20 protein-coding genes are annotated in these 26,235 nt (G+C 75.8%); 6 read left to right on the top strand and 14 right to left on the bottom strand.

Annotated elements, in window-relative coordinates; all coding sequences use genetic code 11:
• Window positions 1-79 precede the first annotated feature (79 nt).
• From dxs to AS188_RS09245, 4 genes are all read right to left on the bottom strand, one after another.
• Window positions 80-2,113 (bottom strand): 1-deoxy-D-xylulose-5-phosphate synthase, encoded by a 2,034-nt coding sequence (dxs, locus tag AS188_RS09260; protein WP_058858615.1) that lies wholly within the window; start codon window positions 2,111-2,113, stop codon window positions 80-82.
• A gap of 167 nt (window positions 2,114-2,280) precedes the next feature.
• Complete coding sequence (locus AS188_RS09255; protein WP_058858614.1) at window positions 2,281-5,103, bottom strand: aconitate hydratase; 2,823 nt, start codon at window positions 5,101-5,103, stop codon at window positions 2,281-2,283.
• A 166-nt stretch (window positions 5,104-5,269) separates the two neighbouring features.
• Complete coding sequence (locus AS188_RS09250) at window positions 5,270-6,664, bottom strand: class I SAM-dependent RNA methyltransferase (protein ID WP_058858613.1); 1,395 nt, start codon at window positions 6,662-6,664, stop codon at window positions 5,270-5,272.
• The gene (locus tag AS188_RS09245) at window positions 6,661-8,679 is read right to left on the bottom strand and encodes an APC family permease (protein WP_058858612.1); all 2,019 of its coding nucleotides are present in this window, start codon (window positions 8,677-8,679) and stop codon (window positions 6,661-6,663) included. The genes AS188_RS09250 and AS188_RS09245 overlap by 4 nt, the downstream gene beginning before the upstream one ends.
• A gap of 255 nt (window positions 8,680-8,934) precedes the next feature.
• On the opposite strand from AS188_RS09245, the gene AS188_RS09240 reads away from it, so the two are divergent.
• The gene (locus AS188_RS09240) at window positions 8,935-9,672 is read left to right on the top strand and encodes a potassium channel family protein (protein WP_058858611.1); all 738 of its coding nucleotides are present in this window, start codon (window positions 8,935-8,937) and stop codon (window positions 9,670-9,672) included.
• Window positions 9,672-10,367 carry a potassium channel family protein gene (locus tag AS188_RS09235; protein ID WP_058858610.1) on the top strand — a complete coding sequence of 232 codons (696 nt, stop codon included), beginning with the start codon at window positions 9,672-9,674 and terminating at the stop codon, window positions 10,365-10,367. The genes AS188_RS09240 and AS188_RS09235 overlap by 1 nt, the downstream gene beginning before the upstream one ends.
• A 10-nt stretch (window positions 10,368-10,377) precedes the next feature.
• Here AS188_RS09235 and AS188_RS09230 read toward each other — a convergent pair whose 3' ends face one another.
• The 4 genes from AS188_RS09230 to dut form a co-directional block, all read right to left on the bottom strand.
• Window positions 10,378-11,094: a DUF3159 domain-containing protein gene (locus AS188_RS09230; RefSeq protein ID WP_058858609.1), complete on the bottom strand. Its 717-nt coding sequence runs from the start codon at window positions 11,092-11,094 to the stop codon at window positions 10,378-10,380.
• Between the two features lie 64 nt (window positions 11,095-11,158).
• Window positions 11,159-11,563, bottom strand: a complete 405-nt coding sequence (locus tag AS188_RS09225) for a single stranded DNA-binding domain-containing protein (RefSeq protein ID WP_236944955.1) — start codon at window positions 11,561-11,563, stop codon at window positions 11,159-11,161.
• Between the two features lie 3 nt (window positions 11,564-11,566).
• Complete coding sequence (locus AS188_RS09220) at window positions 11,567-12,253, bottom strand: DUF3710 domain-containing protein (RefSeq protein WP_058858608.1); 687 nt, start codon at window positions 12,251-12,253, stop codon at window positions 11,567-11,569.
• 98 nt (window positions 12,254-12,351) lie between these two features.
• Window positions 12,352-12,780, bottom strand: coding sequence for a dUTP diphosphatase (gene dut / locus AS188_RS09215; protein ID WP_236944954.1), 429 nt, complete (start codon window positions 12,778-12,780; stop codon window positions 12,352-12,354).
• A 137-nt stretch (window positions 12,781-12,917) separates the two neighbouring features.
• Here dut and AS188_RS09210 point away from each other — a divergent pair, with 137 nt between their 5' ends.
• Window positions 12,918-13,421 (top strand): DUF3093 domain-containing protein, encoded by a 504-nt coding sequence (locus AS188_RS09210; protein ID WP_058858606.1) that lies wholly within the window; start codon window positions 12,918-12,920, stop codon window positions 13,419-13,421.
• A gap of 148 nt (window positions 13,422-13,569) precedes the next feature.
• Here AS188_RS09210 and AS188_RS09205 read toward each other — a convergent pair whose 3' ends face one another.
• Window positions 13,570-13,869, bottom strand: coding sequence for a DUF4193 domain-containing protein (locus AS188_RS09205; RefSeq protein WP_058858605.1), 300 nt, complete (start codon window positions 13,867-13,869; stop codon window positions 13,570-13,572).
• A gap of 290 nt (window positions 13,870-14,159) precedes the next feature.
• Here AS188_RS09205 and sepH point away from each other — a divergent pair, with 290 nt between their 5' ends.
• The gene (gene sepH, locus AS188_RS09200) at window positions 14,160-15,389 is read left to right on the top strand and encodes a septation protein SepH (RefSeq protein ID WP_058858604.1); all 1,230 of its coding nucleotides are present in this window, start codon (window positions 14,160-14,162) and stop codon (window positions 15,387-15,389) included.
• Between the two features lie 224 nt (window positions 15,390-15,613).
• Window positions 15,614-16,402, top strand: coding sequence for a hypothetical protein (locus AS188_RS09195; protein ID WP_058858603.1), 789 nt, complete (start codon window positions 15,614-15,616; stop codon window positions 16,400-16,402).
• A gap of 7 nt (window positions 16,403-16,409) precedes the next feature.
• Here the strand turns inward: AS188_RS09195 and AS188_RS09190 are convergent, their stop codons facing one another.
• From AS188_RS09190 to AS188_RS09175, 4 genes are read right to left on the bottom strand one after another with little or no spacing between them, the layout of a single operon-like run.
• Window positions 16,410-17,585, bottom strand: coding sequence for an alkaline phosphatase family protein (locus AS188_RS09190; RefSeq protein ID WP_058858602.1), 1,176 nt, complete (start codon window positions 17,583-17,585; stop codon window positions 16,410-16,412).
• Entirely contained in the window at window positions 17,582-18,292 is a 711-nt protein-coding gene (locus AS188_RS09185; protein ID WP_058858601.1) for a DUF5998 family protein, read from the bottom strand. Before AS188_RS09185 ends, AS188_RS09190 begins: the two co-directional genes overlap by 4 nt.
• Window positions 18,293-18,338: 46 nt before the next feature.
• Window positions 18,339-19,805, bottom strand: coding sequence for a serine/threonine-protein kinase (locus AS188_RS17680; protein WP_058858600.1), 1,467 nt, complete (start codon window positions 19,803-19,805; stop codon window positions 18,339-18,341).
• Window positions 19,806-19,817: 12 nt separating this feature from the next.
• On the bottom strand, window positions 19,818-22,508 hold the full coding sequence (locus AS188_RS09175; protein ID WP_058858599.1) for a bifunctional acetate--CoA ligase family protein/GNAT family N-acetyltransferase: 2,691 nt from the start codon (window positions 22,506-22,508) through the stop codon (window positions 19,818-19,820).
• 123 nt (window positions 22,509-22,631) lie between these two features.
• Here AS188_RS09175 and AS188_RS09170 point away from each other — a divergent pair, with 123 nt between their 5' ends.
• Window positions 22,632-25,130: a DNA gyrase/topoisomerase IV subunit A gene (locus AS188_RS09170; protein ID WP_058858598.1), complete on the top strand. Its 2,499-nt coding sequence runs from the start codon at window positions 22,632-22,634 to the stop codon at window positions 25,128-25,130.
• A gap of 22 nt (window positions 25,131-25,152) precedes the next feature.
• Here AS188_RS09170 and AS188_RS09165 read toward each other — a convergent pair whose 3' ends face one another.
• Window positions 25,153-26,178 (bottom strand): malate dehydrogenase, encoded by a 1,026-nt coding sequence (locus AS188_RS09165; protein WP_058858597.1) that lies wholly within the window; start codon window positions 26,176-26,178, stop codon window positions 25,153-25,155.
• Window positions 26,179-26,235: the final 57 nt, after the last annotated feature.

Below are 26,235 nucleotides of genomic sequence, written 5' to 3'. Positions count from 1 at the left end.
CGTCCGGGGCCGGAAGCGCGCCCGAGGGGACCCGCCACGGGCAGGGGGCGCCCCGGTGTCCGGGCGGGGGGCCGTGCGCTCAGCCGCGGTGGCGCAGGCGGGCGTCGTCGGCCACGTCCTGCCGGCCGGGCACGACCGGCCCGGCCCCGGTGTCCGGGCCGGCGGAGCGGGCGTACGGCACCCGGGTGCCGAGCACGGAGGCGAGCGTGTCCTGGGCGACGCGCCGGGCGGTGAGCCCCACGCGCTCGAGGACCTGGGCGCGGGAGCCGTGGGCGAGGAACTCGGTGGGCAGGCCCACCTCGTTGAGGGCGGTGTCCACGCCCGCCGCGCGCATCTCCTGGCGGATCCGGGAGCCGATTCCCCCGGCGCGCACGCCGTCCTCGACGACGACGACGATCCGGTGCTGCGCGGCGAGCTCGAGCACGGAGCCCGGCACGGGCAGCACCCACCGGGGGTCGACCACGGTCGAGGAGACGCCGTGGGCCTCGAGCCGGTCGGCGACGTCGAGGACCAGCGCGCTCATCGCCCCGACCGACACCAGCAGGACGTCGCGGCGGGCGCCGGGCGCGGTGCTCTCGGCCCCGCGCCGGGCGAGCACGTCCACGCCGTCCTCGAGGCGCTCGAGGGCGGGGACGGGGGCGCCGACGGAACCCTTCGGGTAGCGCACCACCGTGGGGGCGTCGCCGACGGCCACGGCCTCGCGCAGCTCCTCCACGAGGGTGGGCTCGTCGCGCGGGGCGGCCAGGTGCAGCCCGGGCACGATCTGCAGCAGCGCCAGGTCCCACATCCCGTGGTGGCTGGGGCCGTCGGGACCGGTGACCCCGGCCCGGTCGAGGACCACGGTGACCCCTGCCCGGTGCAGGGCGACGTCCATCAGCAGCTGGTCGAAACCGCGGTTGAGGAAGGTCGCGTAGAGGGCCACGACCGGGTGCAGGCCGCCGTAGGCCATCCCGGCGGCCATGGCGATCGCATGCTGCTCGGCGATCCCGACGTCGACCACCCGCTCCGGGTGGGCGGCCTGCATCTTCTGCAGCCCCACGGGGATGAGCATCGCGCCGGTGATGCCCACGACGTCCTCGCGCTCGTCGGCGATGCGGGCGATCTCGTCGCGGAACACGGCCGTCCAGCTGCGCTCGGAGCTGGTGGCGGTCGAGCGCCCGGTCACCGGGTCGATCACGCCCACCGCGTGGAACTGGTCGTCAACGTGGGCGGTCGCCGGGCCGTAGCCGTGGCCCTTCTCGGTGATGGCGTGCACGATCACGGGCCCACCGAAGTTCTTCGCGTTGGACAGCGCCTGCTCGAGGGCCTCGAGGTCGTGGCCGTCGACCGGGCCCACGTACTTCATGCCGAGATCCTCGAAGATGCCCTGGGGCACCACGACGTCCTTGATGCCCTGCTTCATCCCGTGCAGCCCGCGGTAGACCATCTCGCCCAGGGGCCCGGAGGAGGCGAGCAGCCGCTTGACCGACTCGAGGGTCTGCTCGTAGCGGCGGTCGGTGCGCACCGCGTCCACCCCCTGCTGGACGCTGGCCTGCAGCTCGGCGAGGTGGTTGGCGAAGCCGCCGACGGTCGGCGCGTAGGAGCGGCCGTTGTCGTTGACGACGATCACGACCTTCCGGCGCCGGTCGGAGGCGATGTTGTTCACGGCCTCCCAGGCCATGCCGCCCGTCAGGGCGCCGTCGCCGACGACGACCACGGTGTGGCGGTCGTCCTGACCCGTCATGGCGTAGCCGCGCGAGATCCCGTCGGCCCAGGACAGGGAGGAGGACGCGTGGGAGGACTCCACGATGTCGTGCACGGACTCCCCGCGGTCGGGGTAGCCGGCGAGCCCGCCCTGCTGGCGCAGGGTGGAGAAGTCCTTCCGGCCCGTGAGCAGCTTGTGCACGTAGGACTGGTGGCCGGTGTCGAAGACGATCGAGTCGCGCGGCGAGTCGAAGACCCGGTGCACCGCGACGGTCAGCTCGACCACGCCGAGGTTCGGGCCCAGGTGCCCGCCCGTGGCGGAGACGTGGGTGACGAGGAAGTCGCGGATCTCCGCCGCGAGCTCCGTCAGCTCGGCACGGCTCAGCCCCGCGAGGTCCTCCGGTCCGGAGACCCGCTCCAGCACGCTCATGCTTCCTCCGCTCTGCTCGGCGCTCGTTGCCCGCCCCCCGGGGTCCTCCGGGGCGGCGCGTCCCCCGATCCTACTCGCTCGCCCCGACGGGCCCGGGCAGGCCGGAGGGCCCGGTCCGTGCGGACCGGGCCCTCCGGGCGCTGCTCACCGGCGGTGGCCGGCAGGGATCACTTCGCGATCTGGCGCAGCACGTACTGCAGGATGCCGCCGTTGCGGTAGTAGTCCGCCTCGCCCGGCGTGTCGATGCGCAGGACCGCGTCGAACTCGACCGTGGCGCCGTCCTCCTTGGTGGCGACGACCTTCAGGGTCTTCGGCGTGGTGCCCTCGTTGAGCGCGGTCACGCCCTGGACGTCGAAGCTCTCCGTGCCGTCGAGGCCCAGGGACTCCGCCGACTCGCCGGCCGGGAACTGCAGCGGCAGCACCCCCATGCCGATGAGGTTGGAGCGGTGGATGCGCTCGTAGCTCTGGGCGATGACGGCCTTGACGCCCAGCAGGGAGGTGCCCTTGGCCGCCCAGTCGCGCGAGGACCCGGAGCCGTACTCCTTGCCGCCCAGCACGACCAGCGGGACGCCGGCCTCCTTGTAGTTCATCGCGGCGTCGTAGACGGTCTCCTGCGGGCCGCCGTCGCGGGTGAAGTCGCGGGTGAAGCCGCCCTCCACGCCGTCCAGCAGCTGGTTCTTGATCCGGATGTTGGCGAAGGTGCCGCGGATCATGACCTCGTGGTTGCCGCGGCGGGAGCCGTAGGAGTTGAAGTCCTTGCGCTCCACGCCGTGCTCGATGAGGTACTTGCCGGCCGGGGTGTCGGACTTGAAGGAGCCCGCCGGGGAGATGTGGTCGGTGGTGACCGAGTCGCCCAGCTTCAGCAGCACCCGGGCGCCCGTGATGTCCTCCACCGGGGTGGTCTCCATCGTCATGCCCTCGAAGTACGGGGGCTTGCGGACGTAGGTGGACTGCTCGTTCCACTCGAAGGTCTTGCCGGTCGGGGTGTCCAGGTTCTGCCACCGCTCGTCGCCGTCGAAGATGGTCCCGTACTCGCGGGTGAACATCTCCGTGTCGATCGAGGAGTCGATGATCCGCTGCACCTCGGCCGGGTCGGGCCAGATGTCCTTGAGGTAGACGTCGTTGCCCTCCGCGTCCTGGCCCAGGGGCTCGGTCTCGAAGTCGAAGTCCATGTTCCCGGCCAGGGCGTAGGCGATGACCAGCGGCGGGGACGCCAGGTAGTTCATCTTCACGTCCGGGTTGATCCGGCCCTCGAAGTTGCGGTTGCCCGAGAGCACCGAGGTCACGGCGAGGTCGTTGTCCTGGATCGCCTGGGAGATCTCCTCCTCCAGCGGCCCGGAGTTGCCGATGCAGGTGGTGCAGCCGTAGCCGACGATGTAGAAGCCGAGCTCCTCGAGCGCCGGGACGAGCCCGGACTTCTCGTAGTAGTTGGTGACGACCTTCGAGCCCGGGGCGATCGAGGTCTTCACCCACGGCTTGGCCTTGAGGCCCTTCTCGACGGCGTTGCGGGCCAGCACGGCCGCGGCCATCATCACCGAGGGGTTCGAGGTGTTGGTGCACGAGGTGATCGAGGCGATCGACACGGCGCCGTGGTCGAGCTCGAACTCGCGGCCGTCGGGCATGGTCACGGGGACCTGCTTGGTCGGCCGGCCGTTCTCGGCGTGGGCGTGGTGCTCGCGCGGGCGGTCCGCCTCGGACTGGTGGTCGTCCGCGGTGTAGCCCGGGGCGTCGGAGGCCGGGAAGGACTGCGCCGCGACGTCGTCCACGGTGTCGCCGGAGGCGGCGTCGTCGACGTGGGTGGCGTAGTTCTTGATGTCCTCGTGGAACTGCGCCTTGGCCTCGGTCAGGGCGATGCGGTCCTGCGGGCGCTTGGGCCCGGAGATCGAGGGGACCACGGTGGAGAGGTCCAGCTCGAGGTACTCCGAGAAGGTGATCTCCTCGGAGGGGTCGTGCCACATCCCCTGCTCCTTGACGTACGCCTCGACGAGCGCGACCTGCTCGTCGGAGCGCCCGGTCAGGCGCAGGTACTCGAGGGTGACGTCGTCGATCGGGAAGATCGCGGCGGTGGAGCCGAACTCGGGGCTCATGTTGCCGATGGTCGCGCGGTTGGCCAGCGGCACCGCGCCCACGCCCTCGCCGTAGAACTCGACGAACTTGCCGACCACGCCGTGCTCGCGCAGCATCTCGGTGATCGTCAGCACCACGTCGGTGGCCGTGGCGCCGGCGGGGATCTCGCCGGTGAGCTTGAAGCCCACCACCCGCGGGATGAGCATCGAGATGGGCTGGCCCAGCATCGCGGCCTCGGCCTCGATGCCGCCCACGCCCCAGCCCAGCACGCCCAGGCCGTTCTCCATGGTCGTGTGGGAGTCGGTGCCCACGCAGGTGTCGGGGTAGGCGCGCAGCGCGCCGTCGACCTCGCGGGTCATCACGACGCGGGCGAGGTTCTCGATGTTGACCTGGTGGACGATGCCCATGCCCGGGGGCACGACCTTGAAGTCGTCGAACGCGGTCTGGCCCCAGCGCAGGAACTGGTAGCGCTCGCCGTTGCGCTGGTACTCGATGTCCATGTTGCGCTCGATCGCGTCGGCGGTGCCGAAGGCGTCGATCTGCACGGAGTGGTCGATGACCAGCTCGGCGGGGGCGAGCGGGTTCACGCGCGAGGGGTCGCCGCCGAGGTCCGCGACCGCCTCGCGCATGGTGGCGAGGTCGACGATGCAGGGCACGCCGGTGAAGTCCTGCATGATCACGCGACCGGGCGTGAACTGGATCTCGATGCTCGGCTCGGCCTCGGCGTCCCACTCCGCCAGGGCCCGGATGTGCTCGGAGGTGATGTTGGCGCCGTCCTCGGTGCGCAACAGGTTCTCGAGCAGAACCTTCAGGCTGTACGGGAGCTTCGCGGCCCCCTCCAGCGCGTTCAGTCGGAAAATCTCGTACTCGGTGCCGTCGACGTCGAGGACGCCTTTGGCTCCGAAGCTGTCCACCGTGCTCATGTGCGTGGAACTCCTCTCGCCACCGTCTTGGAAACGCCCACGGGAGGGACCCGGCACACCGCCGTGCGTTCTCCCGTGAACAGTCACTGGCCAGTGTAGCCCGTGTGCGACGGGCGCCACGGAGCGCCCCTCCGGGCGGGCGTCACGGAGGCGCCGCCCGGAGGGCTCAGGGCTCGAGGACGGCGAGGGTCTCGACGTGGTGGGTGTTGGGGTACATGTCGAAGGCGCGCACCTGCCGCACGCGCCAGCCTGCCCGCCGGAACCGCCCGAGGTCCCGGGCGAGGGTCGCGGGGTCGCACGCGAGGTAGGCGACCCGGCGGGGGGCGAGGGCGATCAGCCGGTCCACGACCTCGCGGCCGGCGCCGGCGCGGGGCGGGTCCAGGACCACGGCCCCCGGACGGGGGATCCCCGCGCCGCGGGGGGCGCGGCGGCGGCCGCGCGGCGCCGGGCCCGCGTCGGGCCACAGGCGGGCGAGCACGCGGTCCACGCTGCCGCGCTCGACGCGCACGGCGGGACGGCCGGCGAAGGTGCGCCGGGCGTCGGCGCTCGTGACGGGCGAGCCCTCGACCGCCACGACCGCGCCCGTCTCCCCCACGGCGTCGGCGAGCGCCGCGGTGAACAGCCCGGCCCCGGCGTAGAGGTCCAGGGCGGTGCCGCCGGGCTGCGGGGCGGCGGCGGCGGGCACGAGCCGGTGCAGCAGGTCCGGGGCGGCCCGGTGGATCTGCCAGAAGCCCCCGGCGGAGACCTCCCACCGGTGGTCGCCGGCGTGCTCGACGACGGCGGGCCGGCCCGCCCAGGGGGCCGGCCGGGCCGCGCCGTGCGGGCGGGCGGCCACGGAGGTGCCGGCGGGCAGCCGGGCCGTCTCGCGGCGCAGCCGGTCCTCGTCCGCCCCGGCGGCCAGCTCGAGGTGGACCAGCGGGGCGCCGCCGTCGGCGGGGGCGGCCACGTCCACCCGCTCGACCCCGCGCAGGTCCAGCCCGGCGAGCCCGAGGGCCCCGATCCCCGGCAGCGCGAGCGGGAAGCCGGCCACCGGCACGACGGCGGTGCTGCGGTGGGGGTGCATGCCGATCCGCCCGGCGGCGTCGACGGCGAAGTGGACCCGGGTGCGCCAGCCGAGCCCCTCGGGGTCCTCCCCGGGCATCGGCTCGACCTCCACGGGTCCGTCGAGGCCCGCGAGCCGGCGCAGCTGCTCGGCGACCACGGCGGCCTTGAGCGCCCGCTGGGCGGGCAGCGCGGCGTGGCCGAGCTCGGCGCCGCCCACGGGCGGGCGGCCCTCCGCCCACGTGCGCAGGGAGTCCGCGGGGGCCCAGACGTGCCGCTCGCGCCGGGCGGGGTCGGCCTCGAGGACGGCGACCACGTCGGCGCGCCAGTAGCGGGCGGTCTGCCCGGCGTCGGTCAGGCGCACGCGCACGCGCTCCCCCGGGAGCCCGTGGCGGACGAAGACGACGCGCCCCTCGGGGGTGCGGGCGACGGTGTGCCCGCCGTGGGCGATCGGCCCGAGGCGCAGCTCGAGCTCGGCGGGCGGGGTGCCGGCGGGGTCGGCGGGGGCGGGAGGGGTCACGGGCGGTCTTCCTGCTCGGGGGCGCGGCGGGGGCCGGCGGCGGCGGACTCGGGGCCGACGTCGCGGCCCTGGGCGGTGGACAGGTGCCACGGCACGGAGGCGGTCATCACGCCGCGCTCCTGGTGCAGGCGGGCGCGCAGGGGCCGGATGGCCTGGTTGTGGAGCAGCCGCTCCCAGCGCCGGCGCACCACGTACTCGGGCAGGTAGACGACCACGAGGTCCCGGGGGGACTTCCGCCGCACCCCGCGCACGTGGTCGACCACGGGGCCGATGGTGTCCCGGTAGGGCGAGTGCAGCACGGTCACGGGCACGGGGATCTCCAGGCGCTGCCACTCGTCGAGGATCCGGCGGGTGGCGGCGGCGTTGGTGTCGACCACGACGGCCTCGAGGGTGGAGGGCCGGGAGGCGCGGGCGTAGGCGAGGGCGCGCATGAGCGGCTTGCGCACCGAGGAGACGTAGATGACGGCGTGCACGCGGGAGGGCAGGGCCCGCACCGGGGAGTCGGGCTCGAGGGCGAGCTCGGCGTCCACGGCGTCGTAGTGGCGGCGGATCCCGGCCATCACGGCCCCGAGGGCGGCGATGGCCACGAGGGTGATCCACGCGCCCTGGGTCAGCTTGGTCACGAGCACCACGACGAGCACGGCCGCGCACAGCACGAAGGCCACGAGCGCCACGGCCCGGCGCGGCAGCAGCGCCCGCCGGGCCTCGGGGCTGCGGCGGGCGCGGCGCACCCGGGACCAGTGGCGCAGCATCCCGGCCTGGGTGAGGGTGAAGGAGAAGAACACCCCGACGATGTAGAGCTGGATCAGCCGGTTGACGCTGGCCTCGAACGCCACGGTGAGCACCACGGCCACGAGCAGCAGCACCACGATGCCGTTGGTGAAGGCGTAGCGGTCCCCGCGGGCCTGCAGCTGGCGGGGCAGGAAGGCGTCGCGGGCCAGCCGGGAGGCGAGCGTGGGGAAGCCGGAGAAGGCGGTGCTGGCGGCGAGCACGAGCACGGCGACGGTCGCGGCCGCGAGGACGTAGAACCACACCGAGTCGGTGCCGAACACGGTGCGGGCCAGCTGCCCCAGCACCGGGTACTGGTAGAAGTCGGCGGGCGGGTGGCTGCCGTCGATGAGCAGCTGCTGGTCCGGGTCGGCGACGACGACCGCGTCGGTGCGGTCGGCGAGGTAGAGCACCCCGGCCAGCAGGGCGGCCGAGAGCGCCCCGAGCACCCCGAGGGTCGCGGCGGCGTTGGCGGCGCGGGGCTTGCGGAAGTAGGGCACGGAGTTGGTGATGGTCTCCACGCCCGTGAGGGCCACCGCCCCGGAGGAGAAGGCCCGGAGCACGACGAGGGCCCCGGCCAGCCCGGCCAGCCCGGCGTCGTGGCCGGCGGCCGGGAGCACCTCGTACCCGGCGCTGGGGGCCGGGCCCAGCCCGCCGGTGAGGTCCAGGACGAGGCCCGTGAGGATCAGCGCGGCGAGCACGGCGAGGAAGAAGTAGGTGGGCACCGCGGAGGCCCGGCCCACGAAGGCGAGGCCCCGCAGGTTCAGCAGGCCCACGAGCAGGATCCCGGCCACGGCCAGCTCGACCCGCCGGTCGGCGAGCCCGGGCAGCGCGGCGGTGACGTACTGGGCGCCCGTGGCCATGGACACGGCGACGACGAGCGCGTAGTCGGCCATCAGCGCCGCGCCCACGCCCACGCCGGCGGTGCGGCCGAGGTTCTTCGAGACGATCTCGTAGTCGCCCCCGCCGGAGGGGTAGGCGTGCACGTTCTGCCGGTAGGCCGTGATGACGACCGCCAGCACCACGAGCACCGCCAGGCCCACCCAGGGCGAGACCGCGATCGCGGTGGTGCCCGCCAGGGCGAGGGTGAGGATGATCTCGTCGGGGGCGTAGGCCACCGAGGAGAGGGCGTCGGCGGAGAACACGGGCAGCGCCGTGCGCTTGGGCAGCACCGCCTCACCGGCCCGCTCGCTGTGGATGGGCTTGCCGACGAGTGCACGCCTCAGCGCCCGGGGAATGCTCTGCACGGCACCCCACGGTAGCCCCTCCCGCCCCGCTTGTCCGCCGGCCCCTCCGCCGGGCGGCACCGGGCCCGTCCTGTTCGGGCCGGAACCGCTGCGCCGCGGGCCCGCGCGCGCCGGCACGGCCCGGCGGCCGGGCCGGACACGCGCCCGGCCCGCAGAGCCGGGCGCCCGGGCGGCGCCGGCTCCTCACCCGCACGGGTCCCGCACGGGCGGACCGGCGGCGCCGGGGGTCCCCGGCGGTGGCCTAGGCTGGGGCCCATGGCGCACTTCGTAGTCATGGGAGTCGGGCGGGTCGGCGTGATGGTCGCCCACGCCCTCGAGGACTCCGGGCACACCGTGGCGGTGATCGACCAGGACGACCGCGCCTTCCGGCGGCTGCGCCGCGACTTCGGCGGGAAGAAGGTCACCGGTGTGGGCTTCGACCGGGACGTGCTGCGCCGGGCCGGGATCGAGGAGGCCTACGCCTTCGCCGCGGTCTCCAGCGGGGACAACTCCAACATCATCGCCGCGCGCGTGGCGCGCGAGACGTTCAAGGTCCGCCGCGTGGTGGCGCGCATCTACGACCCCAACCGCGCGGAGTTCTACCAGCGCCTGGGCATCCCCACGGTCGCGGCCGTGCGCTGGAGCGCCGACCAGGCGCTGCGCCGGATCCTGCCGGAGCAGACCATCACGGGCGACTACCGGGAGGCCTCCGGGCGGCTGCAGCTCGGGGAGCTCTCCCTCGACGACTCGTGGTCGGGACTGCACCTCGAGGCGATCGAGGAGGCCGCCGGGGTGCGGGTCGCGTTCGTGACCCGCTTCGGGGAGGGCGTCCTGCCGGGCCCCGACACCAGCTACCAGCGCGGCGACGTGGTGCACGCGATGATGCGCACCGACGAGGTCGAGGCCGTCTCCCGGATCCTGTCCCGGCCGCCCTCCCCCGACGTGCTGGACCTCGCCAACTCCCTGCGGCGCGACGCCGACGGGGCGGCCGAGGACGACGGGAGGCAGGGCTGATGCGGGTGGTCGTGGTGGGCGCGGGCGCCGTGGGCGCCTCGATCGCCCGGGAGCTGCTGTCCCACGGCCACGAGGTCGTGATCTTCGACGAGAAGCCCGAGGTGATCGGGCGCTCGGACCTGCGCGGGGCCCAGTGGATCATCGGCGACGCCTGCGAGCTCTCGACGCTGCGCGAGGGCGGGCTGGAGGACACCGACGTCGTCGTGGCCGCCACCGGGGACGACAAGGCGAACCTCGTGGTGTCCCTGCTGGCGCGCAGCGAGTTCGGGGTGCCGCGCACCGTCGGGCGGGTGAACAACCCCAAGAACGAATGGCTCTTCGACGACGCCTGGGGCGTGGACGTCGCCGTGTCGACGCCGCGGCTGATGACCGCGCTCGTCGAGGAGGCCGTCGAGGTCGGCGACGTCGTGCGGCTGCTGACCCTGCAGACGGGCGGGGCCTCGCTGTCGGCCTACACGGTCCCCCACGAGCACCCGGTGATCGCCACGATGGTCTCCCAGGTGCCGTGGCCCCCGGACGTCTCGCTCGTGGCGATCCTGCGCGACGGCGTGCCCGTCACCCCCTCGGGCGACGACGTCCTCGAGGGCGCCGACCAGCTGTTCTTCGTCTCCAGCGCCGAGGGCGAGGCGCAGCTGCGGGCGATGTTCACGACCGCCGACCGGCGCCCCCACGAGGACCCGGCCCCGCAGGGGTGAGCCGCGCGGGTCAGATCCCGTCCTGCTCCTCGGCGGCGATCTGCTCCGGCGGCCGCGAGACCAGCCACGCGAGCCACAGGGTGAGCGCGTACAGCGGCACGCCCATTCCGATCCGGGCCACGCCCAGCCCGGTGAGGTTCTCGGCGAGGTAGAGCGGGACCTGCACGAGCAGCCGCGCCGCGAACATGCCCATGAGCATGAGCGTGGCCACCCGGTAGGCGCGCCGGCGCACCGGCACGGCCCGCCACTCGGTGCCCTCCCCGCGCACGAACCCGTAGAAGACCCCCAGCAGCGGCCACCCCACCGCCAGGGAGACCCCGAGGCCGAGGAACCAGGCGGCGTTGATCCAGAAGCCGGGCACGTAGTAGTCGAGGGCCTCGCCCGTGGCGCGGGCGAACAGGGCGCACACGGCCACCCCCACGAACCCCGACAGCGCCTGCACCAGGCTCTGCCGCTGGAGCAGGCGCAGGACCGTGAACACCCCGGCGGCCCCCAGGGAGGCGGTGAGCGCCGGACCCAGGGCGCCGCCGACCAGGAGCACGACGAGGAAGACGAGCCCCGGCAGGACGGTCTCGGCCAGCCCCCGCCAGCCGCCCACGGCGTGCAGGACGTCGAGCTGGCCGTCGTCGCGGCGGCGCATGCCGGAGCGGGCCGCGTAGGCCGCGACCGAGCGCTCGACGTCGTCGCGCCCGGGGCGCTCCGGCCCGGGGGCCCGCTCGCCGCTCACCGGGGGACCCGGTCCGTCGGCTCGTCGGTGGGCGCGGGGAGGGTCTGCCGCATGGGGCACCTGCCTATCTGCTGACCTGCTTGGCGATGATCTCGTAGCGGGGGTTGAAGATCGTGGGCCGGCCGTCGCGGAAGCTCACCACGCCCACGCAGCGCAGCCGGGTGCCGGCCCCCACGCCGGGGACCTGCCGCTGACCCTGCCAGACCAGCCGCAGGGGGCGGGCCCGGCCGGGGCCCTCGCCCGGGGCGCACTCGGGCACGAGCAGCGCGGTGTAGTTCTGCGCGCCCGAGGCGGGGGGCACGGTGACCTCCTGGACGAGGCCGCTGGCCATCACGCGGCGGCGCCGGGCGCGCCCTGCCACGGCGGGGTCGAGGTCGGCGGCGCACACCGGCGCCTCGGTGACGACGTCGATCGCGCCGGTCCCGCCCGTCGTCGCGGGCAGGTCGGCGGTGCGGTGCAGGACGGTCACGGCTCAGCCGATCTCCGTGATCTCGGGCCCGCGCCGGGGCGGTGCCGCCGGGGGCTCCTCCCCGGCCGGGCGGCGCACCGCGCCCTCGGGGACGGTGAGCGGGATGAGGTCGCGCGGGGGCATGGGGTCCTCGCCGCGCACGACCACGAGCTCGCGCACGACCTCCTCGAGCTCCGCGGCCTCGTCGGCCACCGCGGCAGTGCCCGTGAACACGGCGCGCACGAACCAGCGCGGTCCGTCCACGCCCACGAAGCGGGCCAGGCGGTAGCCGCGCGTGCCGTCCGAGGCGGTCGCGGGGAAGCGGGTGAGCACCTGGAGGCCGAAGGGGCCCTCCTCCACCGTGGGCTCGCCCTCGCCCTCGCGCAGGGACTGGACGAGCTCGCGGCGCACCTCGTCCCACAGCCCCTCGGAGCGGGGCGCGGCGAAGGCCTGGACCTGCACGGAGCCGCCGCCGAGGTCGAGGGCGACGGCCCGCGGGCGCTGGCTGCGCTCGTCGATCTCCAGGCGCACGCCCAGTCCCGGGCGCGGCTTCACGAGCAGCGCCCCGAGGTCGAGGTAGCCCTCGCGGTCCGGCACCCGGGCGACGTCGCGCGGGCCCTGCGGGTCCTCGCGCCCGTCCGCGGGCTCGGGCGCGGCGGGGGCCGGGTCGGCGGCGCCGGTGACCGGCTGCTTCTTCTTGCGACCGAACATGTTCTTCGTTGCTCCTCCGCCGGCAGCGGGTGCCGGCTCCTGGGCCGGTCCGCCGCGCCCTCGCGGGGCGCCGGCGGGACCGGGTGCGGGGGGTGTCCTCAGGCGGTGCCGCTGGAGCCGAAGCCCGCGGCGCCGCGCGCGGAGACCGGCAGGTCGGCGACCACCTCGAACTGCGCCTGCTCCACGCGCTGCACCACCAGCTGGGCGATGCGGTCGCCGCGGCGCACCTCGAAGGGCTGCTCCGCGTCGGTGTTGAGCAGGGTGACCATGATCTCGCCCCGGTAGCCGGCGTCCACCGTCCCCGGGGCGTTGACCACGGTGATGCCGTGGCGGGCGGCCAGGCCCGAGCGTGGGTGGACGAAGCCGGCGTAGCCCTCCGGCAGGGCCACGGCGATCCCGGTCGGCACGAGGGCGCGCCGGCCCGGGGCCAGGACCAGGTCCACGCGCGAGCGCAGGTCCGCACCCGCGTCGCCGGGCCGGGCGTAGGCGGGCGGGGGCAGGTCGGGGTCGAGGGCCTGCAGCGCCACGCGGAGGGGGCTCCGGGTGGCCGGCGGCCGGTGGGCTGTCGACTGGTCGTTCACAGTGCCCCACTCTAGCCCGCTCCCTCCCCGCCCCGGCGCGGGCGGCGGAAGAGGTCGTGCGGTGCTCGTGAGAGAATCGGGGCATGTCCCGCCCCGCACCCTCCGGCCCCGGTCCCGCCGACGCCCCGCGCACCCGCCCGTCCTCCGCCGGACGCGTGCTCTACGAGGAGCGCCTCACCCCCGCGTGGTGGATGTGGCTGCTCGTGCTCTTCGCCGGGGTCGTCGTGCTCGTCTCGCTGGCCCCCATCGACATGGTCGTCGCCGTCGTGGCCGCGGTCGTCGCCGCCGGCGGCGCCGGTGTCCTGCTCGTCACCTCGAGCCGCTCGATCGTCGTCACGGACGAGCACCTCCAGGTGGGGCGGGCCCGCATCGAGCGCCGCTTCGTCGGCGAGGCGGAGGCCTTCCGCGGCGACGACGTGCGCCGGGTGCGCGGCCCGGAGCTCGACGGGCGCGCCTACATGAACTTCCGCGCCTCCGTGGGACCGCTGGTGCGGATCCGCATCACCGACCCCGTCGACCCGACCCCCTACTGGCTGACCTCCACCCGCCACCCCGAGCGGCTCGTCGAGGTCCTCACCGGCCCCTGAGCGACCGGGCCCAGGGCGGCCGGGCCGGCCCGGACGGCCCCCCGTGCAGGCCCCGTGCAGGACGAGACCCCCGCCGCGACGTCCGTCGCGGCGGGGTTCTCGTGGCGCACCGGCCCGCGGAGGGCCGCCCGGGGAGCGCGTCGGGGTCTCAGCCCACGCACTCGACGCAGTACTTCACGCCGTTCTTCTCCTCGGCGATCTGCGAGCGGTGGCGCACCAGGAAGCAGGAGCCGCAGGTGAACTCGTCCTCCTGCGCGGGCAGGACGACCACGGAGAGCTCCTCGTTGGACAGGTCGGCCCCCGGCAGCTCGAAGCTCTCGGCCGCGGCCGCCTCGTCCTCGTCGACGCTGCCCGACTGCGAGTCGCTGCGGCGCGTCTGCAGCTCCTCGATCGAGTCCTCCTTGAGCTCGTCGTCCTGCTTGCGCGGCGCGTCGTAATCTGTGGCCATGGTGAGGTCTTTGCTCCAATGGGTCCGGGGATGGGCTCCGGCGGGGCGTCGGAGAGGCCCGCCCGGCCCTGTATCGCGTAGATTGTTCACCAAACGGGGTCAAAAATCCAACCGTGGCGACCGCCCCGGAGCACGCCCCGGAACGGCTCCCGGACCGTGCCGCACGGCCCCTTCCGGCCCGCGCTCCGGCCAGTAGGATGGGGGCGCCGCGCGGGGAGCACGCCGTCGGCCCGTTGCCGCCCCGCCGACCGCCGCGGCGCACCCCACAGACCCACCGGAGGATGAACAGCATGGAGCAGCTGCGCCTGGCAGGCGTGCACGACGACGGCGAGCACCTCGTCCTCGAGGACGGGACGGGCACGCGCCGCCTCCTGCGGATCGACCAGGAGCTGCGCCTCGCGGTGCAGCGCGCCCGCCGGCTGCCGGGGGGCCGGCCCCGCGGCGCAGGACAGTTCGGTCCCCGCGAGATCCAGGCCCGGTTCCGCGCCGGGGCCACCGTGGAGGAGATCGTCGCCGAGAGCGGGTGGGAGGCCGCCCGGGTCCGCCGCTACGAGTGGCCCATCCTCGCCGAGCGCGCCCACGTGGCCACCGAGGCCCAGAAGGTGGAGATCGACGACCCCACCGCCCACCGCGGATACCACTCCGTCTTCGAGGGCGAGCCCCTGACCCTGGGCCGGGCCGTCGCCCACCGCGCGGGCCAGCTCGGGGTGGACCCCGGGAGCCTGGAGTGGGACTCGTGGCAGCGCGAGGACCAGCTGTGGACGGTCGTGGCCCGCTTCGCCGTCGACGACCCCGCGGCCGGGCCCGGCGAGGAGCCCCCCGCGGAGTGGCTGTACAACCCGGCCAACCAGAGCGTCCGCCCGGCCAACGCGTGGGCCGAGGCGCTCACGGAGCCCCCGCGCCCGGACACCCCCGTCGCGGCCGCACTCGGCGTGCTGCCCGGCGGCGCGGACACCGCCCCGGCGCCGCTGCGCCGCCCCGCCGTGGAGGCGGACGAGCTGCTCGACGTCCTGCAGTCCCGCCGCGGGCAGCGCATCGGCGAGGACGAGGAGGGCGACGACGCCCTCGCCGAGCTGCTCGGCCGCGGGATGGGCCGCTCCGAGCGCCGGCCGCGCCCGCTGGCCGCCCCGGAGGACCTGCCGGTCTTCGACCGCCCCTACCAGCCGGCCACCGAGTTCCCGGCCCCGGCCGGCCCCGCGGCCCCGCCCCGCCCCGCCGAGCCCGGGGCCGCACCCGGGGCGCAGCCCTCCGTCCCCGGGCCGGAGGAGTCCTCCGCGGCCGGGACCGGGGCGGACGGTGCCGGCCAGGCGCCGGAGGCCGAGGACGCGCCCACGCCCGCCGGTCCGCGGCCCGGCGGCGAGGACGGACCGGCCGACGGCGGCACGGGCACGGACCCCGGGGACGACGGCTCCCCCGCGCGGCCGCGCCCGCGCAACCGCACCGGCAAGTCCCGCCGCTCCGCCCGCTCCTCCGTCCCCAGCTGGGACGAGATCGTCTTCGGGAGCTCCTCGGACCAGTAGCCCCGGCAGCTTCCCGGGCGGTCCGCTCCGACCCCGCCCGCGGCCCGGCCCCGCCGGGCACCGGGCCCCGCGGGCACCGCCCGGCAGCGCGCGCCCTGCCGGGTCCCGGGCCGACGGCGCGCTACAGTGCACCCAGCAGGGGACCGCGCCGCGGCCCCGCACCCGCGCGCTCCCCCACCTGGCGCGCCCGGCACAGGACGAGACCGCGTCAGGGGCTGCACGGCATGGCCAATTCCATCCAGGACGATCTCTTCGGGGAGGACGACTTCGACGCCTCGCCGGGACCGGCCGCACCCGGGCGGGCGGCGGGCGCCGCCGACGCCGACCAGGGCCTGGACCTGCTCGGCGGGCTGGGCGCGGTCGACGAGGACGCCGACCGGTCCCCCGCCGCCGCGCCGCCGTCCTCCGGTCCCGCGGCCGCGGCCCCGCACGCGGGGACACCGGAGGCCCCCGTCCCCGGAGGGCTCGTCGCCGGGCTGGTGGCCGGAGCGGTCGTGCTCGTGCTGCTGGCCGGGCTCGGGGCACTGTACCTCGGCGGCGTCGGCCGCGACCTCTTCGGCGCCGGGCGGGAGGCGGAGTTCGTCCCCGCCCCGGAGGTGACCACCGCGCCGTCCCCCACGCCCTCGCCGACGCCTGCGCGCACGCGCACGGCCACCCCGACCCCCACGCCGAGCCCGACCCCGGAGCCGGTCGCCCCCGCGCCGTACGTGCCGCCGCAGCCGGCCCCGGCGCCGCCGCCCGTGCCCGAGCCGGCGCCCGTGGTGCCGGCACCGGCGCCCCCGCCGGCACCCGCCCCGGTGCCCGCGCCCGCGCCGCCCGCCCCGGCGCCGCCGCCCCCGGCGCCGGAGGAGCCGACGGCCCCGCCGGCGACGTCCCCGGCCGGGGGCGCCGAGGAGGAGCCCCCCGGGGCGGGCGGCGAGGACGCCCCGGACGCGGACGAACAGGACGCGGACGCACAGGACCCCGCCCGGCAGGCCGGCGAGGACGGGCCCGGCATAAACGCCCGGGACTGAGCCCGGCTCAGGCCAGGCGCAGCAGGGGGACCTCGCGCTCGGCCCGGGTCAGCGAGCCGTGCTGGCCGACCATCGCCAGGACACTGGCCGGCTGGCGCCGGAGGTCGAACAGCGCCAGCGGCTCCCGTGCCAGGACCAGCAGGTCCCCGATCCGCCCGCGCACCTCGTCGCGGACCTGCGCCGGCGGGCCGAAGTAGCCGGCGGCCAGCGCCGCCTCCCGGGTCACGAGCCAGGTCCGCGACCCGAAGTGCTCGCGCCAGGCGGCGACCAGGTCCCCGGCCTCGCGGGCCGAGAGGCCGGGCTCGAGGTGCAGCTGGACCGCGCGCGGCTCGCCCGCGGTGTGCCGGACCCCGTCGAGCAGCCCCGGCAGCGCGGAGTAGTCGGCCCGGGCGGCGGACGGGACGTCGAGCATGCCGTGGTCGCCGGTGACCAGCACGGTCGTGTCCTTGGGGACGCGGGCCACGAACCGGCGCAGCGCCCCGTCGAGCTCCTCGAGCTGCTCGGTCCACTCGGTGGACTCCCAGCCGCGGGCGTGGCCGGTGCGGTCCAGCTCGTCCCAGTAGAAGTAGACGAGGCTCTCCCGCCCGGGGGCGAGCTGGTCGAGCGCGGTGCTCACCCGGGCGGCGGGCCCGTCCGCGGGCACGAAGCGGCCCCCGCGCAGCGCCGCGCCCGTCAGGCCCGAGCCGGCGAACCGGTGCCGGCTGACCGTGACGACGTCGACGTGCTCGGCGGCGCGCTCCAGGACGGTGGGCACCGGCTGCCAGCGGGCCGGGTCCACCTCGGGGTCCCAGCCGCCGAGCTGGTTGACGACCGTGTCCCGGGCCGGGTCCAGCACGTCGTAGCCGACGAGCCCGTGGCGGCCCGGGGGCGTGCCCGTGCCCAGGGAGGCCAGCGACGCCGCCGTCGTCGTCGGGAACGCCGCGTCGAGGGTGCCGAGGGCCTGCGCCCCGGACAGCAGCGGGGCGTGGCCCGCCCGGGCGCGCAGCTGGGCGCGGCCGAGCCCGTCCACGAGCACGACGACGACGCGGCGCGCCGCCGGCAGCCCCAGCGCGTCGGTGAACCCGGGCACGCCGATCGAGGCGGCGGCGGAGCCGAGGACCTCGGCGACCGAGCGGGTGCCGTAGCGCGGCGGGGCGGGCAGGCCCTCGGGCAGACCGGGCAGGTGCTCCTCGAGGACCCTCATCGGGCGGCGCCGCCGTCCCGGCCGGTGAACCGGTCGGTGAAGCGGGTCCGCGGGGTGGCCGTGGGGCCCCGGCGGGGCGCGGGCGTGCGGGCGTGGACGGGCTGGGCGATCTGGGCGCCGTTGGTCAGCGGGGCCAGGTTCGCCCGGCGCAGCGTGCGGGCGAACTCGCGGGCGCCCTCGACCGCGGCCGGGCCGTCGGCCTCCGCGCTGATCCGCAGGACGATGTCCTCGCGGGCGGCGGTGCCCGTGTAGCCGTGGTCGGCCTGGCACTGCGGGTCGTCGCACACCGCGGGGGTCAGGTCCACGTGCAGGGTGCCCGTCCACGCGATGGCGAGCGTCACCTCGGAGATCGGGCTGTCGGGGCGGTAGTTGGCCGGCTGGTAGTAGGAGTAGCTGAGGGTCACCGAGCGGATCTGCGAGATGCCCACCGTCTCGGTGGACACGCGCGCCACCACGTCGCGGCCGTTCTCGTCGAACTCCTCGTCGTCCACGTGGGTGACGTGCAGGACGTCCTCGGCGAGCACGAGCGCCGTGATGTGGCGGTGCACCTCGGTGCGGTCGAGGTGGGTCTCGAGCTGCACGAGGTGGGAGACCGGGGACCGCCCGTCGAGGGAGTCCTGCACCACGTCGATCACCAGCTGGGGGTAGAACCCGGCCTTGTTGATGTCGTCGACCAGCCGCTGGCCGCGCTCACCTGAATACGTCATGGGGGCCATTTTCCCCCACCGGCCCGCCCTGGCCCAACACGGGCCCTCACCGGGCGCGGAAGGAGCACTCCTCCACGCCGCCGCCGCGGTCCTCGCACACCCGCTCCAGGACGTAGGGGTCCTCCTCCCCCGGCGTCTCCGGCGCGGCCGGAGTGGGGGCCGGCGCCGTCGGGTCCGGGGCCGCCGGCCGCCCGGACCCGCCCTGCTCGACGAGCAGCCACGCGCCCAGCAGCAGGGTGAGGGTGATCAGCGCCAGCAGCACTCCCCCCGCCGCGCCGCGGCGGGGGGCCCTGCGGGGACGGGCGGGGGGCTCCCGCTCGAGGGTCGCGGTGGCCGCCACGGCCGCGGGGGTGACGGGCCCCTCCGGGACCGGGCCGGTGCGGGCCGGGGGGCCGCCGGGGCGCCCGGGACCGTCGGGGGCCCGTCCGGTCCCGGCGGGCCCCGCGGAGCTCCCGGTCACGGGGCCCTCCCCCGTCGCGGGCCCCGCCCCGGGCTGCGGCGCGCCGGTCGGTGCCGCGCCGGCCTGCCCGGTGTCGGGCCCGTCCCCGGGGGCGGGATCCCGGCCGGCCGGGGCCCCGGGCGGCTCCTCCGCCCGGGGTTCCTCCGCGGCCGGTTCGGGCAGCGGTGTGCCGGCCGCGGCGGCCGCGACGCGCCGCGCCCACGGGACGGGCAGCGGCTCGAGGACGTCGAAGACCTCGAAGGGCTCCCCGTCGCGGGTGCGGGCGGGGTCGAAGCGGCGCCGGGCGGCGGCGTCCGTCAGCGCGTGCAGCACGCTCACGGCCGCGCGCCGGCGCTGGGCGGGGTCCGGGGTCAGCAGCGCCGCCAGGTGCTCGGCGAGGTCTCCGGGCCGGCCCACGACCCGCCGGGCGTCGGCCGGCCCGAGTTCCTCCGGCGGCTCGAGCGAGGGGTCGAGCATGCGCAGGGCGGTGACCCCGGCCGCGTAGAGGTCCTGGGCGGGATCCGGGTCCGCGAGCTCGTAGGCCTCCGGCGGGAGGTAGCCGGGGGTGCCCACGAGCGTGCCGGTGCGGGTGAGCCGGGCGTCCTCGACCCGCACGGCGATGCCGAAGTCGGACAGCAGCACGTGCGGTCGTCCCGTGCCGGTGCTCTCGAGCATGAGGTTGGCGGGCTTCACGTCCCGGTGGACCCACCCCTGGGCGTGCACGAACTGCAGCGCCTGCAGCAGCTGGGCGAGGACCTCCTCGACGAGCTCGGGCGAGGCGGCGCCGTTGTCCTGCAGCGCGGACTCGAGGGTGCCCCCGTGCACCAGGGGCATGGCCAGCACCACGTGGGCGTCCTCGGCGGCCCACCCGTAGGGGGCGAGCACGTGCGGGTGGTCGAGCTTCACCGACTGCTCCCGGGCGAAGCGCAGCAGGTCGGCGGAGTCGCGCTGGCGCAGCACCTTCGCGGCGCACAGCTGGTGCAGCCGCCCGTCCCAGGCGCGCCACACGGACCCGCTGCCCCCGCGGGCGATGGGGTCGATGAGCGTGTACCGCCCGGCGATGGTGTCGGCCACGTCCCGGCCGGCCTAGCTGCGCATGGCCCGGCGCGCGCTGTCCGTCCGCTGCTGGGGGTTGCCGAGCCCGACCGACGCGCCGAGCACGGTCAGCGACCCGGTAGACAGCAGCACCGGGTTCAGCTGTACCCGCGCGATCTCGGGGTGCCGGTCCTTGAGCAGGGCCACGCGGCTGATGAGGTCCTCGAGCCGGTTCACGTCCACGGCGGGCACGCCCTGGAGGCCGAAGAGCTTGCGCGCGGCCTTGGGCTCGCGCACCATGCGGGTGATGTCCTGGTCGGTCAGCGGGGGCACCCGGTGGGCCCAGTCCTCGAGCAGGTTCACGGCGTCCCCGGCCATCCCGAAGGAGACGACCGGGCCGATCAGCGGGTCCTCGATCGCGCGCAGCACCACCGCCTGCCCGGGCGGGGCCATCCGCTGGACCTCGAGGTCGAAGGAGCCGTAGGCGGCGAGCGCCGCGCGCATCGTGGCCACCGCCGCGCGCAGCTGCGCGGCGTCCTGGATGTTCAGCTGCACCCCGCCGAGGTCCAGGCGGTGGCGCAGGTTGGGGTCGGTGGTCTTGAGCACCACGGGCCAGCCGATCCGCTCGGCGGCGGCCACGGCCTCGTCCGTGTCGGTGAAGCGCACGCTGGGCAGGACCTCGATGCCGTAGGTGCCCAGCAGCCGCGCGGCCTGCCCGGGGTCGAGCTCCAGCAGCCCGTCACCGGGCACCCGGGGTGCCAGCTCCTCGACGAAGGTCTCGGCGGCCTCGCGGTCCACGCCCTCCGGGCCGGCGTGCACGCCCTGGTCCTGGGCCCGCCAGCGGGCGTAGTCCACGGCCTTGGCCAGCGCGCGCAGGGCCGCCCCCGGGGAGTCGAAGCAGGGCACGGTCAGCCCGTCGGGGCCGTGGTGGACCGCGGAGATCGCCCCCGGCTCGGTGCTGCCGGTGAACACGACGACGGCGGGGCGCCCGTGCTCCCGGGCGACCCGCCCGACGGTCCCGGCGATCTCCTCCCGGGTCGCGCCCGGCACGGGCATCAGCGTCACCACGAGGGCGTCGGCCCCGCGCAGGACCCGGTCGGCGGTGGCGCGCAGGGCCTCGAGGGCCTCGGGCCCGCCGGCGCCGGTCACGACCCCCGCCTCGACCGCGGCGACCTCCAGGCCCAGCTGCATGCAGCGGTCCTCCATGAGCTGGCCCAGGGCCAGGGCGTTGGAGACCAGGCCCGTGCGCCCCCCGGCGGGCAGCGGCTGGCCGGTGACGATCCCGGCCACGTCCATCAGCTGCTCGCTGCTCTCGGCGCGGATCACCCCGGCCTGGCGGAACATCGCGTCGAGCGCGCCGGGGGGCGCCTGGGTGGTGCGCCCGGTGTGGCCGGGCGGCAGGCGCAGGCCGGTGACCTCGCTCTTGGCCACGATCACCGGCTTGTGCAGCGACAGCCGCCGGGCGATGCGCGAGAACTTGCGCGGGTTGCCGACCGACTGCAGGTAGAGCCCGCAGGCGTGGGTGGCGTCGTCGTCCTCCCAGTACTGCATCATGTCGTTGCCCGAGACGTCCGCCCGGTTGCCCGCGGACAGGTGGGTGGACACGCCCACCCCGTGGCGCACGGCCGCCGCGTGCAGCATCGTGCCCACCGCCCCGGACTGGCTGAACAGCCCCAGGGTGCCGTCGGGCGGGAGGACGGGCAGCACCGAGGCGTTGAAGCGGTGGGCGGGACCGGTGCGGTACAGGCCCAGGCTGGCGGGCCCGACCACGCGCATCCCGTGGGAGCGGGCCCGGCGCACGAGCTCCCGCTGCCGGGCCCGGCCCTCGGCCCCGGCCTCGGCGTAGCCGCCCGTGACGACGACGACGGCGTGCACCCCGGCGGCCCCGCACTGGTCGACGACGTCGGCGACCTGGTCCACGGGCACGGCCACCACGGCCAGGTCGACCCGCTCGGGGACCTCGGCGATGGCCGTGGCGTGCACCATCCCCTCCCGCTCGAAGGGCGTGGGGCTGATTCCGAACAGCCGGCCGGTGAAGCCGGAGCCGATCAGGTGCTCCACGACCATCCGCCCGGCCTGGCCGGGGTCGCGGGACGCGCCGATCACCGCGATCGAGGAGGGGCTGACGAGGTCGGCGATCGAGCGGGCCTCGGCCCGGTGCTCGCGGGCGGCCATCACGGCCAGGGACTTCTCGGTGGGGTCGATGTCGAAGCCGACCACGACCACGCCGTCGTCGAAGCGGCGGGTCAGCTCGTAGCCGGCCTCCGCGAAGACGTGGAGCATCTTGCGGTTCTCGGGCAGCACCTCGGCGGAGAAGTGGTCGATGCCGTTCTCCCGGGCCGCCGCGGCCAGGTGCTCGAGGAGGATGGAGCCGATCCCGCGCCCCTGGTGGGCGTCGGAGATCATGAACGCGACCTCGGCGTCGTGCGGGTCGTGGGTGCGGTCGTAGCGGCCCACCCCGATGATCCGCTCCCCCAGCAGCAGCACGAAGCACACCCGGTCGCGGTGGTCGACCACCGTGAACCGGTCCAGCTCCCGGGCGCTGAGGGTCGGCTTGTAGGAGAAGAAGCGCAGGTAGATGCTGTTCTCGGACTGCGACTCGTGGAAGCGGCGGAGGGCGTCCCTGTCCGCCGGCGAGATGGGGCGCAGGTGCGCCGTGGCGCCGTCGCGCAGGATCACGTCGGCCTCCCAGTACTCGGGGTACCGGCCGGTGGTCTCCGTGTCCGCGGTCTCTGGAACCATAGGATTCAGGCTAGTAGACAAACCCGCACCGTCAACGGTGCGCCCCGGTGCGTCCCGGCGCGCTCTCCCGAGCCCGCCGGCCCGCCGGGGCCGACCCCCGACCCGAAGGACCCCCCTGCTGTGATGGCCCGCCGCCGTGCGTCCACCCGCCCGTCCCCCGCGGACGAGCTGCCCGCCGACTTCCGGGAGAACATCGTCGACATCGACGTGACCTCCGAGATGCGCACGAGCTTCCTCGAGTACTCGTACTCGGTGATCTACTCCCGCGCCCTGCCCGACGCCCGCGACGGGCTCAAGCCCGTGCAGCGGCGCATCCTGTTCATGATGGACCGGATGGGCCTGCGTCCGGACCGCGGCCACGTCAAGAGCGCGCGCGTGGTGGGCGAGGTGATGGGCAAGCTGCACCCGCACGGGGACTCCGCGATCTACGACGCCATGGTCCGCCTCGCCCAGCCGTTCGCGATGCGCCTGCCCCTCGTGGACGGGCACGGCAACTTCGGCTCGGTCGACGACGGCCCCGCCGCGTCCCGGTACACCGAGGCGCGCATGGCCCCGGCCGCGCTGGCGCTCACGGCCGACCTCGACGAGGACGTCGTGGACTTCGTGCCCAACTACGACAACCAGTTCTCCCAGCCGGGGGTGCTGCCGGCCGCCTACCCGAACCTGCTCGTCAACGGCTCCTCCGGGATCGCCGTGGGCATGGCCACGAACATGGCCCCGCACAACCTGCGGGAAGTCGTCGCCGCGGCCCGCCACCTCGTGGAGCACCCCGAGGCCACGCTCGAGGAGCTCATCCGCTTCGTCCCGGGCCCGGACCTGCCCTCGGGCGGGCGGATCGTGGGCCTCGACGGGATCAAGGACGCCTACCGCACCGGCCGGGGCTCGTTCAGGACGCGGGCGAAGGTCTCGATCGAGCAGGTCACCCCGCGCAAGCAGGGCATCGTGGTCACCGAGCTGCCCTACATGGTGGGTCCCGAGAAGGTGACGGAGAAGATCAAGGAGGCCGTGCAGGCGAAGAAGCTGCAGGGCGTCTCCGACGTCGTGGACCTCACCGACCGTCGCAACGGGCTGCGGCTCGTAATCGAGCTCAAGAACGGCTTCAACCCCCAGGCCGTGCTCCAGCAGCTGTACAAGCACACCCCCATGGAGGACTCCTTCGGGATCAACAACGTGGCGCTGGTCGACGGCCAGCCGCGCACCATGGGTCTGCTGGAGCTGCTGCAGGTCTACGTCGAGCACCGCCTGTCCGTGGTGCGCCGGCGCACCGGCTTCCGCCTCGGGAAGAAGCGCGACCGCCTCCACCTCGTCGAGGGGCTGCTCGTCGCGATCCTGGACATCGACGAGGTGATCCGGATCGTGCGGGACTCCGACGAGACCGCCGTGGCCCGCGACCGGCTCGTCGAGGCCTTCGGGCTGAGCCGGACCCAGGCCGAGCACATCCTCGAGCTGCGGCTGCGGCAGCTCACGAAGTTCTCCCGCGTCGAGCTCGAGCAGGAGCAGGAGCGGCTGCGCCGGGAGATCGGCGAGCTCGAGGAGGTCCTCGCCTCCGACGCCCGGCTGCGCGCGCTGGTCTCCGCCGAGCTCGCCGAGGTCGCCGCGGCCCACGGCGACGACCGGCGCACCGAGCTGCTGGAGGCCGAGGCCCTGCCCGGTCCGGCCGCGGCCGTCCTGCCGGAGCCGGGCCGGCGCGCCGGCGCGGGCCTGGCCCTGGAGATCGCCGACGACCCGTGCTGGGTGCTGCTGTCCACCTCCGGGCAGCTGGCCCGGACCTCCGTGCAGGTCCCGCTCGTGGACCCCCCGCGGCGGGTCAAGCACGACGCCCTGACCTCCGCGGTGCGCGCCACCGCCCGCGGCGAGATCGGGGCGCTGACCTCGGCCGGGCGGATGGTGCGCGTGCAGGTGATGGACGTGCCCGTGCTGACGGCCTTCGAGGGGACCCCGAAGCTCGGCGACGGCGTGCCCGTCAAGGACTTCCTCACCCTGGCCCGGGGCGAGCGGCTCGTGGGCCTGGCCCCGCTGGGCGCGGTCCTGGCCCTGGGCACCCGCCGCGGCGTCGTGAAGCGGGTCAACCCCGACCACCCGCTCAACCGGGAGGACTGGGAGGTCATCGGCCTCAAGGACGGCGACGAGGTCGTGGGCCTGGCCGAGTCCGCCGCCGACGACGACGCGCTGGTGCTGATCAGCCGGGAGGGCAAGCTGCTGCACTTCCCGGCGGGCTCGGTGCGCCCGCAGGGCCGCACCGCGGGCGGGGTCGCGGGGATGAAGCTCTCCCCCGGCGACGAGGTCGTGTTCTTCGGCGTCGTGCGCGCCGCGGACGAGACGCCCGTGGTCGTGACGGTCGCCCGCGCCGGCGAGGTGCTGCCCGGGATGTCGCCGTACTCCGTGAAGGTCACCCCGTTCGCGGAGTACCCGCCCAAGGGCCGGGCCACCGGCGGGGTGCGGGCCCACCGCTTCCTCAAGGGTGAGACCGGCCTCGTGCTGGCCTGGGCCGGCCACGGCCCGGCCAAGGCCGTCTCCGCCACCGGGGTGGCGCGGGCGCTGCCCGTCGAGCACGGGCGCCGGGACGGCTCCGGCGTGCCGCTGGAGCAGGTGATCGACGCCGTCGGCCCGGCCTACGGCTGAGCCGGCGGGCCGGCCCCCGGGCTCAGCCGCGCGGGCCCAGCAGCCCCAGGGCGGCGACGGCCGCGCGCTCCTCGGCGAGCTCCTGCACGGAGCGCTCCACCCGCTCGCGGGAGAACGCGTCCAGCTCCAGCCCCGGCACCACGGTGGCCGCCCCGTTCCGGCAGGTCACCGGGAAGGAGCTGACCAGCTCCTCGGGCACCCCGTAGGAGCCGTCGGAGGCCACGGCCATGGACGTCCAGGAGCCCTGGGGGGTGCCGAGCACCCAGTCCCGGACGTGGCACAGGGTCGCGTGGGCGGCGGAGGCGACCGAGGAGCCCCCGCGCACCTCGATGATCTCGGCGCCCCGGCGGGCCACCCGCGGGATGAACGTGCCCGCGACCCAGTCCCGGTCGTGGCCCGCCGCGGCGAGGACCTCGAGGGCGGGCCGGCCCCCGACCGTGGCGTGGGTGAGGTCGGGGTACTGGGTGGCCGAGTGGTTGCCCCAGATCGCCACGCCGTCGACCTCGGCCGTGCGCGCCCCGGTCGCGGCGGCCAGCTGGGCGACCGCCCGGTGGTGGTCCAGGCGGGTGAGGGCCGTGAAGCGCTCGCGCGGCACGTCCGGGGCGTGGGACGCGGCGATGAGCGCGTTGGTGTTCGCCGGGTTGCCGACCACCACCGCGCGGAAGTCCTCGGCCGCGCCGGCGTTGATCGCCCGCCCCTGGACGGAGAAGATCCCGGCGTTGGCCTCGAGCAGGTCCGCCCGCTCCATGCCCGGCCCGCGCGGGCGGGAGCCGATGAGCAGCCCCACGGAGGCCCCCTCGAAGGCCGCCGCCGGGTCGTCGAAGACCTCCACGCCCTCCAGGAGCGGGAACGCGCCGTCCTGCAGCTCGAGGGCCGTGCCCTCGGCCGCGCGGCGGGCCTGCGGCAGCTCCAGCAGGTGCAGGCGCACGGGGGTGCCGGGGCCGAGCAGGTCCCCGGCGGCGGCTCGGAAGACGGTGGCGTAGCCGATCTGCCCGGCGGCGCCGGTCACGGTCACGGTCACGGGGCGGGCGGGCGAGGAGGTGCTCATGCGGGGTCCTTCCGGGGACGCGCGGACGCGGACGGTGTCGTCGCGCCCAGCCTAGCC

The organism is Kocuria flava, assembly GCF_001482365.1.
GTDB lineage: Bacteria > Actinomycetota > Actinomycetes > Actinomycetales > Micrococcaceae > Kocuria > Kocuria flava.
The sequence above is the reverse complement of the archived record's forward strand: the minus strand, read 5'-3'. Positions and strand labels throughout refer to the sequence as shown.

Bases quoted from the DNA above. Each gene is read 5' to 3' on its own strand.
- dxs (WP_058858615.1), bottom strand. From the start codon at position 2,113: ATGAGCGTGCTGGAGCGGGTCTCCGGACCGGAGGACCTCGCGGGGCTG.
- AS188_RS09255 (WP_058858614.1), bottom strand. From the start codon at position 5,103: ATGAGCACGGTGGACAGCTTCGGAGCCAAAGGCGTCCTCGACGTCGAC.
- AS188_RS09240 (WP_058858611.1), top strand. From the start codon at position 8,935: ATGGCGCACTTCGTAGTCATGGGAGTCGGGCGGGTCGGCGTGATGGTC.
- AS188_RS09235 (WP_058858610.1), top strand. From the start codon at position 9,672: ATGCGGGTGGTCGTGGTGGGCGCGGGCGCCGTGGGCGCCTCGATCGCC.
- AS188_RS09220 (WP_058858608.1), bottom strand. From the start codon at position 12,253: ATGTTCGGTCGCAAGAAGAAGCAGCCGGTCACCGGCGCCGCCGACCCG.
- AS188_RS09210 (WP_058858606.1), top strand. From the start codon at position 12,918: ATGTCCCGCCCCGCACCCTCCGGCCCCGGTCCCGCCGACGCCCCGCGC.
- AS188_RS09205 (WP_058858605.1), bottom strand. From the start codon at position 13,869: ATGGCCACAGATTACGACGCGCCGCGCAAGCAGGACGACGAGCTCAAG.
- sepH (WP_058858604.1), top strand. From the start codon at position 14,160: ATGGAGCAGCTGCGCCTGGCAGGCGTGCACGACGACGGCGAGCACCTC.
- AS188_RS09195 (WP_058858603.1), top strand. From the start codon at position 15,614: ATGGCCAATTCCATCCAGGACGATCTCTTCGGGGAGGACGACTTCGAC.
- AS188_RS09190 (WP_058858602.1), bottom strand. From the start codon at position 17,585: ATGAGGGTCCTCGAGGAGCACCTGCCCGGTCTGCCCGAGGGCCTGCCC.
- AS188_RS09185 (WP_058858601.1), bottom strand. From the start codon at position 18,292: ATGACGTATTCAGGTGAGCGCGGCCAGCGGCTGGTCGACGACATCAAC.
- AS188_RS09175 (WP_058858599.1), bottom strand. From the start codon at position 22,508: ATGGTTCCAGAGACCGCGGACACGGAGACCACCGGCCGGTACCCCGAG.
- AS188_RS09170 (WP_058858598.1), top strand. From the start codon at position 22,632: ATGGCCCGCCGCCGTGCGTCCACCCGCCCGTCCCCCGCGGACGAGCTG.
- AS188_RS09165 (WP_058858597.1), bottom strand. From the start codon at position 26,178: ATGAGCACCTCCTCGCCCGCCCGCCCCGTGACCGTGACCGTGACCGGC.